Origin of the sequence: uncultured Pelagibacterium sp., assembly GCF_963972885.1 — a bacterium.
Classification (GTDB): domain Bacteria; phylum Pseudomonadota; class Alphaproteobacteria; order Rhizobiales; family Devosiaceae; genus Pelagibacterium; species Pelagibacterium nitratireducens.
In genome coordinates, this window is record NZ_CAXAXY010000080.1 from 1 (window position 1) to 13,072 (window position 13,072).

The 13,072-nt window shown below is 59.6% G+C and carries 15 protein-coding genes and 2 pseudogenes; 11 read left to right on the top strand and 6 right to left on the bottom strand.

Going from position 1 to position 13,072, the window contains the following annotated elements:
* The 4 genes from AACZ55_RS12330 to AACZ55_RS12345 all read left to right on the top strand — a co-directional run.
* On the top strand, nt 1-1,037 hold a 1,037-nt coding region (locus AACZ55_RS12330; protein ID WP_339646481.1), incomplete at its 5' end, for a mannose-1-phosphate guanylyltransferase/mannose-6-phosphate isomerase.
* Between the two features lie 151 nt (nt 1,038-1,188).
* Nucleotides 1,189-1,527 (top strand): hypothetical protein, encoded by a 339-nt coding sequence (locus AACZ55_RS12335; RefSeq protein WP_339646483.1) that lies wholly within the window; start codon nt 1,189-1,191, stop codon nt 1,525-1,527.
* A 315-nt stretch (nt 1,528-1,842) separates the two neighbouring features.
* A complete protein-coding gene (locus AACZ55_RS12340; protein WP_339646485.1) occupies nt 1,843-2,037 on the top strand; it encodes a hypothetical protein in 195 nt (64 codons plus the stop codon).
* Between the two features lie 266 nt (nt 2,038-2,303).
* Nucleotides 2,304-2,486, top strand: a complete 183-nt coding sequence (locus AACZ55_RS12345) for a hypothetical protein (RefSeq protein ID WP_339646487.1) — start codon at nt 2,304-2,306, stop codon at nt 2,484-2,486.
* A 528-nt stretch (nt 2,487-3,014) separates the two neighbouring features.
* On the opposite strand, the pseudogene AACZ55_RS12350 reads toward AACZ55_RS12345, so the two are convergent.
* The 3 genes and pseudogenes from AACZ55_RS12350 to AACZ55_RS12360 form a co-directional block, all read right to left on the bottom strand.
* Nucleotides 3,015-3,177, bottom strand: a pseudogene (locus AACZ55_RS12350) (thermonuclease family protein); the annotation flags it as partial.
* 1,267 nt (nt 3,178-4,444) lie between these two features.
* Nucleotides 4,445-5,638 (bottom strand): hypothetical protein, encoded by a 1,194-nt coding sequence (locus AACZ55_RS12355; RefSeq protein WP_339646489.1) that lies wholly within the window; start codon nt 5,636-5,638, stop codon nt 4,445-4,447.
* Between the two features lie 224 nt (nt 5,639-5,862).
* The gene (locus tag AACZ55_RS12360; protein WP_339646491.1) at nt 5,863-6,690 is read right to left on the bottom strand and encodes a hypothetical protein; all 828 of its coding nucleotides are present in this window, start codon (nt 6,688-6,690) and stop codon (nt 5,863-5,865) included.
* Nucleotides 6,691-6,924: 234 nt separating this feature from the next.
* Here AACZ55_RS12360 and AACZ55_RS12365 point away from each other — a divergent pair, with 234 nt between their 5' ends.
* Nucleotides 6,925-7,380, top strand: coding sequence for a hypothetical protein (locus AACZ55_RS12365; protein WP_339646494.1), 456 nt, complete (start codon nt 6,925-6,927; stop codon nt 7,378-7,380).
* Nucleotides 7,377-8,216 (top strand): hypothetical protein, encoded by an 840-nt coding sequence (locus AACZ55_RS12370; RefSeq protein WP_339646497.1) that lies wholly within the window; start codon nt 7,377-7,379, stop codon nt 8,214-8,216. The genes AACZ55_RS12365 and AACZ55_RS12370 overlap by 4 nt, the downstream gene beginning before the upstream one ends.
* On the opposite strand, the gene AACZ55_RS12375 is transcribed toward AACZ55_RS12370, so the two are convergent.
* The gene (locus AACZ55_RS12375; protein WP_339646500.1) at nt 8,213-8,659 is read right to left on the bottom strand and encodes a hypothetical protein; all 447 of its coding nucleotides are present in this window, start codon (nt 8,657-8,659) and stop codon (nt 8,213-8,215) included. The genes AACZ55_RS12370 and AACZ55_RS12375 overlap by 4 nt on opposite strands.
* A 734-nt stretch (nt 8,660-9,393) precedes the next feature.
* Between AACZ55_RS12375 and AACZ55_RS12380 the strand changes: the two genes are divergently transcribed.
* From AACZ55_RS12380 to AACZ55_RS12400, 5 genes and pseudogenes are all read left to right on the top strand, one after another.
* Entirely contained in the window at nt 9,394-10,176 is a 783-nt protein-coding gene (locus AACZ55_RS12380; protein WP_339646502.1) for a hypothetical protein, read from the top strand.
* A 72-nt stretch (nt 10,177-10,248) separates the two neighbouring features.
* Nucleotides 10,249-10,458, top strand: coding sequence for a HigA family addiction module antitoxin (locus AACZ55_RS12385; RefSeq protein WP_339646504.1), 210 nt, complete (start codon nt 10,249-10,251; stop codon nt 10,456-10,458).
* Nucleotides 10,459-11,007: 549 nt separating this feature from the next.
* On the top strand, nt 11,008-11,283 hold the full coding sequence (locus tag AACZ55_RS12390) for an AbrB/MazE/SpoVT family DNA-binding domain-containing protein (RefSeq protein WP_339646506.1): 276 nt from the start codon (nt 11,008-11,010) through the stop codon (nt 11,281-11,283).
* Nucleotides 11,270-11,557, top strand: coding sequence for a type II toxin-antitoxin system VapC family toxin (locus AACZ55_RS12395; protein ID WP_339646508.1), 288 nt, complete (start codon nt 11,270-11,272; stop codon nt 11,555-11,557). The genes AACZ55_RS12390 and AACZ55_RS12395 overlap by 14 nt, the downstream gene beginning before the upstream one ends.
* A 215-nt stretch (nt 11,558-11,772) precedes the next feature.
* A pseudogene (locus AACZ55_RS12400) lies at nt 11,773-11,946 on the top strand (ISL3 family transposase); the annotation flags it as partial.
* A gap of 311 nt (nt 11,947-12,257) precedes the next feature.
* On the opposite strand, the gene AACZ55_RS12405 reads toward AACZ55_RS12400, so the two are convergent.
* Both AACZ55_RS12405 and AACZ55_RS12410 read right to left on the bottom strand, forming a co-directional pair.
* Complete coding sequence (locus AACZ55_RS12405; RefSeq protein ID WP_339646510.1) at nt 12,258-12,644, bottom strand: type II toxin-antitoxin system VapC family toxin; 387 nt, start codon at nt 12,642-12,644, stop codon at nt 12,258-12,260.
* Nucleotides 12,641-12,931, bottom strand: a complete 291-nt coding sequence (locus tag AACZ55_RS12410; protein WP_339646512.1) for a plasmid stabilization protein — start codon at nt 12,929-12,931, stop codon at nt 12,641-12,643. The genes AACZ55_RS12405 and AACZ55_RS12410 overlap by 4 nt, the downstream gene beginning before the upstream one ends.
* Between the last annotated feature and the right edge of the window lie 141 nt (nt 12,932-13,072).

The following is a 13,072-nucleotide window of genomic DNA, read 5'->3' on the forward strand; positions in this document are numbered from 1 at the left end:
TCGATCAGGCAGAGGCTGGAGCAAAGGCGGGATCTCTTGTCACCTTCGGGATTGCCCCCACCGAGCCGGCCACCGGGTTTGGCTATATCGAAGCGGGTGAGGACACCAAGAGCGGTGCCAGGGCCGTTGTGCGCTTTGTTGAAAAGCCCGATGCCGAACGGGCGCAGGAAATGATCGAGGCGGGGAGCTATTTCTGGAATTCTGGCATGTTTGTCTTTGCCGCCGATGTGTTCATCGCCGAATGTGAAGCGCTCACCCCCGAGCTTGCCAGTGCTGTGGGCAGTGCCGTTGATCGGGCAACACAGGATCTCGACTTTCTCCGGCTCGATGGGGAAAGCTTTGCCAAAGCCCCCAACATCTCTGTCGATTATGCGATCTTTGAGAAAACCAAAAGGGCGGCCGTTGTTCCCGCAGCGATCTCCTGGTCCGATCTGGGCTCCTGGGATGCGGTCTGGAAAAGCCGGGCCCGTGACGCAAACGACAATCTCGAAATCGGTCCGGTGACCCTCAACGCCATATCGGGCTCGCTGGTCATTTCCGAAAAGCACCATGTGGTGGTCGACGGGCTCGATGACGTAGCGGTGCTGGCCAGCGAGGACGCCATCTATGTGGGACGGTTGTCCTCGGCCCAATCTGTTGGCGATATGGTCAAGCGCCTCAAAGCCGATCCGGCCACCGCCAACCTTACCGAAACCCATCAGACGAGCTATCGCCCCTGGGGCGGGTATTCCTCGGTGCTCAATGGCGAGCGCTTCCAGGTCAAGCGCCTGTTCGTCAAACCGGGCAAGCGGCTAAGCCTGCAAAAGCACTTCCATCGCTCAGAGCACTGGGTGGTGGTCCGGGGCACGGCCGAAGTGCAGGTGGGTGAGGAGACCAAGACCCTGCGTGAGAACGAGAGCGTCTATATCCCGCAAGGCGCCATCCATCGCCTCTCTAACCCGGGCAAGATCGAACTCGAACTCATCGAAGTGCAAACCGGCTCCTATCTGGGGGAAGACGATATCATCAGGATCGAGGATGAGTTCGGACGGGGGTGAGCGGGGCGAAACGATCCCGAACACGCGGCCCGATTTTGAAAGGTTTCGGGGAACGGTTCGATACAGGCATCGGGGATGCAAGCTGGCGTTGAGACAAGTTTAACCATAACCAGCCATCCTGTTTTGGTGATCGCCCAACCTTTGAGACGCAATGTTCCGCCCTTTCCTTGCATTCCAGACCCGTGCACCCGACCGTGACAGGCAAACCGACCTGGGACGGCGCCAGGCGGTCCTTGGCGTGCTTGGCCGCCAAACCACGGAGATCGAGCGTGAAATCGCCGGTTTGCAGCGGCGCATGGATGAAGCCTATCAACGGGCCGCGACAGTTCTGGCCAATAGTGATGAGTATGGCGAGCGCTCCAAAGCAGACGAAGAGGAAATCTCGCGCTTTGAAGCTTCGGCTGAAGCGGCAAGGCGACGCATTGTCGAGCTCGAGGCCCAACTTGAGCTTTTCTCGGGGCTGCAGGCCGCATTAAAGCCAGACGCGTAATACAGGTCTCGCCCCGTCAATCGCTGAAAATACATGATCGATCCCTGCGGCACGCCGGTCGGCCTGGTGCGTCAAACGCGGCAACCTCTAAACTTTTGATTTACGATAGCAGCATCCAGGGGGCGCGAGCACGGGGATTGGGGGCTATCATCGTGCATGGTGTCACGATTGCGATATTGCGCCGGCATAGATACCCCAAAGTGATCGGGCTGGCCCATCAGCGATCAAAGATTTCAGATTTCGTCCCGGAGCGCTGATCATGGCAGGCCAGAGCAAGCCAGAACCCGGTATCGGCTCCAACCCGATGTTGGTCCCATGAAAGACAACGACAGGCTTGATGTGCTGGCCGAAGCCGGGCGCCAACTCGACGCCATCACCTTGTTGCTCAAGGCCAACCAGTACCACGATCATCAGCTCGATCAATTGCTCGCTATTGCTGCGTTCAGACTTGCCGAGCTCGCCAAAGCGAGCCACCACTCATCAAATGTGGTGCCTTTAAAGCGCGAATAGTGCTTTCCCATCACGCGCTATGGACGCGCTCAGGGCTGGGCTGGCGAGCAGGGAACAGCAGAACGGCATGTGCGCCAAGAGGCCTTTGCGCACCTTTGATTGTTGATTTCCGCTCTTGATCTGGACCACTATGGGAGTGAACCACTGGACTGGACCGGTGAAGCGTCGCAAACCATTCCGCCTGTCGGGCAAGTCGGGTTTTTGATTCCTCTGGTCTGCGCCAACCACGGGCGGGGTGGCGACTGCGGGTGCTGGAGAGGTCGTTGATGACCCTCATGGGGGGCAACGGCACTTGCCTGGGCTTGTTTATGATTGCGTCTACCGTGGTCAAACCGGGACAGCCAAAGCTCGATGAGATCAGCAGAAACTCCATAGGTGTGCTGCGCATCGCGGCGCCGATGCCATCGCGGATGTCTTGGCATTACGGCTGCCTGAACGGCATCGAGTGAGGGCAGTGGCCACCTCCTGGTGATCTGAACCTTCTTCATCACGGGGATAACAGACATTCGGGAGTTGACCTTCACCCCCGGAGCTGGTGTCGAGCCACTTCGACCGCACCGTTGCAACAAGCGTTTCGTTCACCTCTGGCCGAAGTCGGCGTCAAAATTCTGAGCTTCTAGCCCTGCCCTTGAGCGCGGCTGTTTCAGATCCATTGTGGTGAATCCCATGGACTTGACTGGAAGAGGGCGCCGCCTTGCCCGACTATTCTTAGGGCAGAGATACATGGTCGTCGTCCTCACAAACGGGGCCGCGGCCACCCGCCACCAGCAAGAAAACACCAAAAGTCAAAAGTGACCCAAAGACCGTACCGGCGATGAATATCAAGATTCCCACGCTAGCCTCCCAAAAGCCTATGGCAACTCCGGGCTATCGTGAAATTCCGGCTATCGTGTTGACCATTATCAACACGCAAATGAGCGAGCCGAAGCGATCGCAGTTGCGTCATAGGCCAAACAGGCGGCAGTGGTGGACCTATGTTAGACCCTCGAACGCCGCCAGCCGGCTGCTGGGGCCTCGGCTTCGCTGCAGAACCAGGACTTCGCCGTCTCTCGGTGCAATAAAAGTCCCGCTGTAATAGCGCTGGCCAGGCAGATGATAAATGCGTTCGCCAGAGGTGCTGATATTGCCCTTGATGACGCACTGGCCCGTGACCTGAGCCTGCAGGCGCTCGATGAACCCGTCCTTCTCGCTGAACCCATAGACGCCGGACAGTCCCGCTATCGCGACCATGGCCTCCTCGTTGCGGGCATTGCGCCAGTTCCACTGCTGTCGCCCCGGTGCTAATAGGGGCAATGCCAGCGCCTGGCGCGCCGCTGAAGCGTCTCCAATGTATGAATTATGCGCCAGTAACTCGGCTTTGTGTGCTTGCTCGTCGAAAACGGTCGGGCACTAAACGGTCCCGGCGGTTGGTTCGAGGCGATCACTACGGGCCCGGGCAAAGACTTTAATGAATAAATCGGTTCGCCTGTGCGGCGTGAATTAGCGACCGAACAGGATGCGGCACCCCGTGAAAAGCCGTTGAATTGCAAGAGGGTAGGCCCCAAATCAAAGCGCTGTTAGAATGGTCGAGGATCATCTCTGCGGAATTTTATAGGGCGTAGAAAGGCAGGAGCGGACCAACGTCCAGCGGAGGAGGACCGTCGCACGAGGTATCCCGATCTGCCTGAACAATAATGGCAGGGATTGGGAATTACGTTCCACACTTGGATTGATGCAGCGGGACTATCTCACCAGCATACACGGCCTCCCCAGCAGACGACTGTGTCGTTTGAGCGTTCGGCAATTGGGCTGCCAAATCGGAGTCAAGCTCGCAGAGCCTTTCCACCAAATGCAACATTAGCGCCGCCGACCTCCGGTCATGCCATATATCGGAACTCAAAATAGCTTGGGCTTGCTCGATCTTGTCGCAAGCTAGGCGGTAGGCGCTCGGCATATTTGGTCCTCTTTGTCAGACAATCTTATAACCGTTGTCGAGCCACTCAGATCACCAGGTTGCGCTGTGTTGGTTAGAGCGCGCTTGAATAAAAAGCCGCAATGCAATTTAAATTCAACCCAGTCATCACCTTGGGCTTTGATGCGACGTAGATACGCGCCATTGGGGAGAGCTGCGGAACGGGAAAAAGCGTGGGCCAATCACAAGGCGATTCTTGGGCCGCCGACTGAGGGACGGAGGTGGCAGGGTGAACATGGGGGCTCGCTGACGCCACCTCCGATCGGCGTCTACACCGACATTCAAGAGTAAGGCAGAAATCTTGTCACAATTTTGGCCCCGGTTTTGCTCGGAATTGATCGAGTGGCGGTGAACGCCAGTGACATACTCTTTTCAAAACCCCAGAGGGATCTAGAAAAAGCCGGGGTTGAAACGCCTAACGGGCCGATTTCCGGTCCGATGCCGATCCATTTTTTATCAGGATGGATCGTCGGTGCGGCCGTCTGGGCGGTGCCTTGGGTCTTTTGCTTCGCGCTCGCGGTTGGCGCGCGCCAGATTGGCGGCAATTTCACGAGGATCCCGCGGATCAACCAGCCTGTCAAAGCGCCGGCGCACCTCCTCGGCCGAGAGGGCCGGCGGGCCGGTATCTGCCTTGGGCCCAGGTTGAGGCATATCGTTTACATCGAAAATCGGGCCGCCCGGGGAGGCTTGCCTGTTTTCGGCGCCGCGTTGGGTTTCTTTAGAGGGGGCGTTGTTTTCCCCAACAGGCGGTAGCGCCTCCGTGTCGGCCGAGAGGGCGGCGCGCGCCACCGCGTTGCGCTTGTGACCGACCGAAGCGCGGGCATAATGGGTGTGCGCGGTCCGAATCGAGAGGTGGCCGCACAGTCTTGCAATTTCATCGGGGGACAGTCCCGCCGCGGACCAGGCGGCGATTGCGACGTGACGGAACGAATATGGTGAGAGCTCGCGAATCTTGATGCGGATACACGCGCGCCGCATCTGTTCGGCAATCGTCTTTTCCCACGCCGCGAACTCGGACTTGCTCAGATCGTGATCGATCAGATCGAGCATGAGCCTGGTGCCCTTTACGACATCGGGATCAAGCGGGGCGATATTGATTGAGCGTTCTGGCGCGTGTCCCGGCCTTTTCTTGGCATTTGGTACGGTCAGGATGGTGCCCACGAGCCGGGCACCGCGCAATTCGACGGGTCGAAATCCGAGGTGTCCCGCGATCAGAGTAAAAAGCCCGCAGAGGATCGAATTGGGGTTCTTGTACTTTAGACCGTGACGCTTGAGCTCGATGAATAGCGCATCGGTCTCGGCTTTTGTCGCATCGACAACTTTTTTCGCCGAAGTCCGCTTTTCCCTGATCTGCGCGATGCGTGTCGTGAGAGCGGCATCAACGGCTTCAAAGGCTCTGGGAAAGTCGGCGATCCGGCCCTGCGTGCTCAGGTGGTCAAGAAGCGTATGGCGTAGATCGGCACGATAGCGCCGCGCCGAGGTCTTCTTTATAGGTCCCAGTCCCTTCTGCCAGGCGGCGAGGGCTGCTTCGGGAGCCAGACCGGGATATTGCGCCAGGGCAATTTTGAGCCAGCGGCGCCCGACGGCGAGATGACGTGCCAGGGTTTCGGCTTGGGCTGGCCCGGAGGCGGGAGGTGGACGACGGGGCATAGTGTTCTCAATGCTGTTGTGGAAGCGACCATATCATGCCCATTTGCATTACTCCACGGATGATTTTCCTATATTCTGTTAATCTCTCGTGTTCGGCCCGCTGCAATTCGCTGCAAAATGCTGCGAAATGCTGCAATTGGCCAGTTTCAGCCCAAGCTGCTTGAACCGAAGCTGGAGAGCCGCTGGTCGCCGCTACCGTCCTTGGGACGGCGTCCAAGTCGGGCTCAATGAGAAAGATCGCGCAGGAGCGATAACGGACTGGTCAGAACGATAAGCCCCAGGCCCGGCGCTGCACGGTGCCAGATCGGCCTCGTCTCCGAGCCGGTGCCTGCGCGCGGGGCACCCTTGAGCCCCGCAAAAGCGGGATGGGCGCCCTCGTGCGATGTTGTCCCGTCGGGAAGGGCGTCGAGAAAACGCCGTCGCGCGGCTGGTCCGGGGAAAACGACAAGGACGATTGCGCAAAGAGACGATGCGCTCACCGCCCGGTGCCAGATTTCCCTCGACCGGGTGCCGTAGGTTTCAAAGCGATCAAATCGGGGGAGCGTGATGGCCCCGGCATATCGGTCTCCTGCCAGACCCTCGGGCCGCAATACCCCTTCTGGCAGGATCAGATAATCGAGCCCGGCAAAGCGATGGGGTCCGGCCTGGACCGCAACGAGACCGGATTTGTTGCCTTTGAGCGCCTGGGACGCCGATCCCAGAGCACGGTCCAATTGCCGCCCGACCGCAATATTTCCAACCAGCGCGTCATCGAACCGGGCCCCGACCCTGGACCGCGTGGGGGACGCATCGCGCTGGCGATGCTCTCGCTCGGTATCGAGCAGTCGCGATTGGCTCACATCGGGATTGCTGACGAGGAAATGATAGGCCGCTTGCGGATCGCGCCCATACCAGCGGCCAAATACAGAAACCGCGGCAGCGGAATGGTTCTTGAGGATCGCCCTGAGTTCGGGTTCGTCAACACTATCAAGGGCATCGAGCGCAACGAGATAATTGCGCAGTGTCTGGCCGTTGATCCCCATCTCACGGGCAATTTCCGCGATGCGGGCCAATCTGCCCCTTTTTTGAGGCCGGCTCTGGAATAGTGCCAGGCCGGCGCCGGGCGGGCCCGGAATACGATGGTCATCCCGTTGGGTGCCCAATCGCCTTTTTGCTGTTCGTGCGGCCTTTAGCCATCGCTTTTCTTCCATTTCGATTTCCTTGCCCCCAAATCAGGCTCTTGACAAGCTCAATGCTGCATCTGACGATAAAATACAATTGTATTTCGATTCGCAGGTCAGCAGCACATGGACGCCCATCGCCAGCTTATGGAAAAGCTCTATCTTGCCGGCCGGCAGGGCGGCTCTTCGCTCAGCCTGACCCAGCTGATGCGCATGGTCTATCCCGAGGTTGCCCATCTGCGCGCGTTGCACGCGCCATGGGCATGGATTGCTGCCCGGTTCGCGCGGCTGATCGAATGCGGGCTCGAAGAGCCCATGCCCACGTCGGACCTGGTTGATCAAGACCACAAGCCGGTTCCCACCAGCTCGGTGCGCGCAGCATTTGCCCGCGTGGGGCGCGAAGCGGCGCTCCGACCGATCCCGGCACCGGCGGCACGCGACGGGCCAGAGCGGAATGCGGAAATTTCGCCCGTCCAGGCCGCGCCTGCTCCCAATGGGCACCATCGCAGCCAAGTCCGGCGCACCGATGCATCCGACAATTTCTTTTCCAATCTTGAAAAGCTGAGAAGCCAGTCATCATGAAAAAACAGATCGTTACGACCTTCAGCCCGCCCCAAGACATGCTCGATGTCGGGCTCTTCTTGTTCCTCCAGCACAAAAAATCGGGCAAGACCACGCTCGCCGACCTGGTCTGCAGCATTCTTGCGCATTATGGCTACGAACTGGCAGCCGTGCGCAACGATGTCCACGATCGTCTTGATCGCTATGTGCAATCGGAACGGATCGAACTTGCGACCACCTTTGACATGCTTGAGGGGCACATCTCGCTCGATCTCGACCGGCACGAAGTGCTGGTCAGCCTGATCGAAGAGATGATGAGCCGGCAGCGCACCGCCATAATCTATGACAGCTCGGCGGCGGCCGGAGAGCATTTGCCGACAGTTCTTTTGCGCGATCTCTATGTCCAGCAGCTTGCAGAGCATGGTCGGTCGGCGATGTGCTTTGTTCCGCTTCGTCCGACCGATGATATCGCGGCCGGTGCGCTTGGCGCCATGAAGGCAGCCGAGATCGCCCTTGAGGGCCAGCTGATCGTGCCCGTCATCATTGGGCTGGACGTCGATATCGCACAGCTGCCACCCGAGCACGATTTTTTCAAGTGCATCGCCAGGGCCCAGCACGGCGTCATACGGTTGCCTTATGTCCAGCCGGCCATTGCCATGAGTATCGACCGGCTCACGCTTCCGCTTCACGCTCTGTCAAATCCCGAATCGCTTCCGACCCGCCGGCAGGTGCGCTCAGATATCGGGTGTACGACCGGACAGGCAGGTCTTGTCGTTGCCGCCATTGCCGAAATGGTAAGCGTTCTTAGAACACAACTGGCCAAAGTCGGTATCGGACCTCTCGACAGCAAAGACTAGCTGTGGATCAGTTTCGCAAGCACTCCGAACACATGATTGCCCCGTTTCTGGATCGCCTGAAAGCAGGCGATCCAACTGTGGTTGGACACATCCATCGCCATTTCGACTATCTTCATCCCGACATCCAGCGTCAGGTCTTTTTGGCCATATACAAGCGCATGCTCACGAGCACGGATCAGGCGCTTTGCGACCGGCTCCGCGATCGGGGGGTCAACGACCTTGAGACCGATTTCCCCAGACTGGCAGTTGCCATCCGGCAATTTTCCAATCGGTCCAGGATATCGAGTGCCAAAGAGATAAGACGCGAAAAGCCCTTCGACATCCATGCCCACTCCTTGCACGGGCGCCACCTTCGTCTTGTCCTGTTGTCCTTGCCCATGACCTCTGTTTTCGGCGCCAGACTGAGGGTTCTGGCCAGCCAGATACAAAAGCACTTCATGCATCTGGGCGCATGGCTCAGGGCAGCCAGAACCCCACCGGCACCCACACAGTGGGCTGGTTCCAAGCGCAACAGGGGCACGGGGGCGCAACGGTCTGGAAAAACAAAAAGGCCATAGTCTTTTTGGTCGGCCCGGCGATCGGTCTATCCATTTTTGTCTTTGCCAGATCCCGCTCCGGGCCAAAAGGCACTGTTAACCCTATTGGCACAGGGCAAGGAAAATGCCCCGGGCGCTTCTTGCAGCACGTCGTGTGGAGAACCATTTTGCCTGGTGCGGTGCAAGAAGGTTTGCATCGCCGGCCGGATCCGACCTTGGCAGAAACAAGGGCGGCCCCCGAAGGTGCGTCAACACGCTTCGAGGACCTGGCCGCAATCCTGACCAGAGGACCACGGCTATGGACAGCCTTAACAAACCCTGCTTGCGGCAGGAATCCCTTTTCATGCCAAACGCGCGCAAAAGCTTTGACGCGCCCCGTCCGGCCCTGGTCGGGCAACCGAAGGGCCCTCTGGCCCCAATAGGGATCCTTGCCTGCGCCTCTGCCCAGCCGATGGCGCTGCCCTTGCAACCGGAAAATCACGGCAAGAGGGCCAAAGCCTTTGAGGCGCCGATCGGCGCCCTGGCCATTCTTTCGTCTCGGGCCGGCTAACCCACCGGCAAACGACCAACACCACCCCTAAACGCTGCCAATCGGCGACCTTTCGGTCGCGGAGATGGTCAAGCCATGCCCGAGGTCAGCCGTGATCTTTACCAATCATCACCTTCTATATCGTCTGGTCGGCCGGGACGGCCAGTTTCTCGAAGCAGATCAGACCCGCGTCTGGTGGTCGCGACGGGCCATTGCCGCGTTCACGCCATCAAAAATCGTCAGAGCCAGCGATACCGACATCGTACGCCGGAACCTGCAATTTACGGCAGATATGGCGCCCTATGAAGTCCCCGATTGGGAGCGCCTCTACGCGCACCGGCTAAAGGCCAGCCGCGCCGCGGTCGAAATGGCCCTGGAGCGCGGCCTCCCGGTCTATAACGCGGTGTTCGATCACGACAGCGCGGCCTGCGACGACGTCATCGACTGGCTCAACATGTTATCGAGCGAGAACCATCGGTTCTTAACCAAGCTCTCGCGCATCAGCTGGGGCCAGGCCGTTCTTCACGCCCGCAAATGGCAGCGCTCGCGCGAGCGCGAACGCCTGGCAATGGGTCGGATCGCTCAAACGGAAGGGACCACCAAAATTCTCGACTGCGGCAAATACAGCTGGTGGCGGCTCGAGACGGTCGCAGCGATCAGGAGCGAGGGGGTGGCAATGGAAAACTGTCTCGTCGAAGGCCATCATGACGGGCTTGCCAAACGGGGCGCCGACGGCCGCCAGGGCCTTTTTTCGCTCCGCGACGACAAGGGCCGCTCGGTGCTAACGGCACTGATCGCATCGGGTTTGCTCCTTGACGTCCTCGAGCGGCGCAATCGCCCGCCTCGCGATCATTCTCAGGACCATATCGAGGCATTGACCGATCATGTCTTTTGACCGTCTCTCCCTGATATCGCCGCGATCTGTGCGAGGGACCTCGAGATTGCGGACCATCAATTAGGTATGGCCATGAGCATGACTGAAAACCCGGTGCACCCCGGCGAGGTGCTCAACGCGCTGTTTCTTGCCCCGCCCGAAATGAGCGCGGGCGCCCTTGCCGGGCGCCTTGACGTGCCGCGTACCCGGATCGAGCGGCTCGCCAAGGGCGAGACGGCCCTTAGTGCTGATACCGCCCCGCGCCCGTCCGCGTTTTTGGCAACACCGCTAAGTTCTGGCTGAACCTTCAGCGCGCCCATGATCTGGCCATAGCGCTGGAAACCGTGGACCTGACCCAAATTGAGCCAATGGCTGCGGTTTGAGCGTTGCCGCGCGTGCGTAAACGACCGCAAAGATGTCCGAAAGCCGCCTGGTCAGGGCATTTTTCAAGGTCCACTGCCATTATATCCCAATCATCTCGTTGCGCGAATACTGTCGGGCGAAAATGGCGTTTGCCGGCCCTGGGCCCGCGCCGCTACTTTCCTTTTTTCGGACCGTCTTGTTTTCGGGCGAGACCACGTCAGGCTCGAGACCCACAGCGGGGTTCTATTGCACGCTGACCGGTCCGTTGTCGGTGGCGTAGCCTTGCGCAGTTCGCTGGAAATTCGTGCAGCGCTCTTGCGCGCCAGGCCAGGTGACGCAATGGCTATCCGAGGTCGACAAACTGGTCGCCGAACCCGCCCAGGCCTTCTTGCGATTGTCGCACAGAGGGCGTCTGGATACAGCGAGGCTTGAACGCCCGGCCAATACAGCCGATCTTACGTTTGTCTTACATCAGCAAGGTCGAGGCCGATGGCCGCCATAGAAAATCCCAGTACTACCGTCTCGACAAAGGGACAGATCATCCTGCCCAGCGCGATTCGCCAGCGGCGGGAATGGCGGGCAGGAACGCGGCTTATCGTTGAGGAGACAGCCGAAGGCGTGCTGCTGAAGCCCGCGCCCGCGTTTGCCGAGACGCGGCCCGAGGACGTCTTCGGCATGCTCGGGTACAAGGGTAAGCCGAAGTCTTTGGAAGAGATGGATGCGGGCGTGCTCGCTGAGGCCAAGCGCCGGCATGCTCGCGATTGATACAAACCTCATCGTTCGTTACCTGACGGGCGAGCACCCCAAGCAATTACTCAAAGCCCGCGCTCTGATCGAGGGTGAGCCGGCATTTGTCTCGGTCACGGTCCTGTTGGAGGTCGAAGGGGTGCTGCGCAGCACCTACCAATACCGGCCGGCAGATGTTGCGCACGCGCTGCGGGCTTTCGCGGGCCTTTACACGGTAACGGTCGAGGATGGAGCGGGGGTGGGCGTTGCCCTTGATCTTCCTGAGCGAGGTATGGATTCGCGGATGTGCTGAATCTTGCCAGGTCCACGCATTGCACGGGCTTTGCCACCTTGGACCGGAAATTTGTGAAGGCGACGAAGGTGGCCGGGTTTGAGAACGTGCGGGAAGCCTGACGCGTGCTCGCCTTGATTGTTTAGATCTGCATTTTTAGTGTGCCGACAAGGGGACAAGGTTCAGTGCCGATTGACAGCCTGCAGTCGGAACATCTTAGCGCTATAGCGTGCCTTGCGAAAGGGGGCTACCGCGGCAGCCTGTGGGTCGTGTCCGAGTGGGCGACACGCCGTCGACGTGCAGAAATGTCACGCGAGCAGCTTGGCGCGTGGCCCCCGGCCCGCACGATCGCGCGTTTGATGACGATCGGAGGCGACCTCCTCACCAAATCGGAAATCGTCACCATCGCGGCGGGCTTTAGAATGTATCCCCGATTCTCAAAGGCCAGAATAGAAGGCGCCATGACCGACACCCGTGTCATCCTCATCTCCGGGTCTCGGCAAGCTCGATCATGAATGTGGCAACTCGGAAAGCTGGTTCGCTCGTGTCTCGTGGGCGACCGGGACCCGAGCCCGAGATCGCTCTGTTTATCCGGGTAGGGCCTGTAGCGAACTGGCAGCCGCCGCACCCTTGCGTTGGAGGTGAAGCCGAATGGCGGAAACTGCGCCAACGGCGTGGTTCGGGCGCAGCCGAAATCCAGACCCAAAAAGCACGTCCTTGTTCAGTGCCGTGCTTTCCAAGGATCAATGACCGCAACGCCTGCCGCATTGAAGGCGCTGGCGTCGCGTGTCGCAACGGTGAAACCATGGACGGTTGCGATGGCGGCGATATAGCCGTCCGGCGTGGGAAAGCCCTTGCCTGCCTTTCGGGCAGCAACGGCAAGGTCGGCATAGTGTCGGGCGGCATCGGCATCGAAGGCGAGGGTTCTGCCCCCGAACAGCGGAAGCAGCCCCTCGAGCGTGGTGGCGAGCTTTTGCTTGCGCCGTCCATCCGGCAGCGCGCCGATGCCGAACAGGAGTTCGGCGACGGTCACGCTGGAGATATAGAGGGTTTCGGCAGTCTGTTCGTCCAGCCAGTCGCGCACGGCGGGGTCCGGCTCCGGCTTCATCGCCTCGGAAACGACATTGGTATCCAGAACGATCGTTCAAAGCTCACCGGCGGGGCGGGTGTCTTGTCGTTGGCCTGGTCCAGTGCCTCGAAATCGGCATTGGTCAGCCCGGCTTTGCGGCTCAACGCGGACAGGGCGGAACCGAGTCGTAGGCGTTCGGTTGGACGCACCGCCGATTCCAGAATGTCGCGCATTTCGGCCTCTGTGCTACGCCCATGATGGGCCGCGCGCAGCTTGAGGGCGCGGTGGATTTCTTCGGAAAGATTGCGAATGGTGACGGCGGGCATTTGATAACGTCTCCGGCCAAATGATAGCTTTGATGGCAATATAATGAATATGCTATCGCCTCACAAGGTGGGCTGCTATCTCGTGGACGCCAGACGCCAGACGCCAGACGCCAGACGCCAGACGCCAGACGCCAGACGCCA

Coding starts and splice junctions, on each gene's coding strand:
- AACZ55_RS12335 (WP_339646483.1), top strand. CDS start 1,189: ATGTTCCGCCCTTTCCTTGCATTCCAGACCCGTGCACCCGACCGTGAC.
- AACZ55_RS12340 (WP_339646485.1), top strand. CDS start 1,843: ATGAAAGACAACGACAGGCTTGATGTGCTGGCCGAAGCCGGGCGCCAA.
- AACZ55_RS12345 (WP_339646487.1), top strand. CDS start 2,304: ATGACCCTCATGGGGGGCAACGGCACTTGCCTGGGCTTGTTTATGATT.
- AACZ55_RS12355 (WP_339646489.1), bottom strand. CDS start 5,638: ATGCCCCGTCGTCCACCTCCCGCCTCCGGGCCAGCCCAAGCCGAAACC.
- AACZ55_RS12365 (WP_339646494.1), top strand. CDS start 6,925: ATGGACGCCCATCGCCAGCTTATGGAAAAGCTCTATCTTGCCGGCCGG.
- AACZ55_RS12370 (WP_339646497.1), top strand. CDS start 7,377: ATGAAAAAACAGATCGTTACGACCTTCAGCCCGCCCCAAGACATGCTC.
- AACZ55_RS12375 (WP_339646500.1), bottom strand. CDS start 8,659: ATGCATGAAGTGCTTTTGTATCTGGCTGGCCAGAACCCTCAGTCTGGC.
- AACZ55_RS12385 (WP_339646504.1), top strand. CDS start 10,249: ATGAGCATGACTGAAAACCCGGTGCACCCCGGCGAGGTGCTCAACGCG.
- AACZ55_RS12390 (WP_339646506.1), top strand. CDS start 11,008: ATGGCCGCCATAGAAAATCCCAGTACTACCGTCTCGACAAAGGGACAG.
- AACZ55_RS12395 (WP_339646508.1), top strand. CDS start 11,270: ATGCTCGCGATTGATACAAACCTCATCGTTCGTTACCTGACGGGCGAG.
- AACZ55_RS12405 (WP_339646510.1), bottom strand. CDS start 12,644: ATGAAGCCGGAGCCGGACCCCGCCGTGCGCGACTGGCTGGACGAACAG.
- AACZ55_RS12410 (WP_339646512.1), bottom strand. CDS start 12,931: ATGCCCGCCGTCACCATTCGCAATCTTTCCGAAGAAATCCACCGCGCC.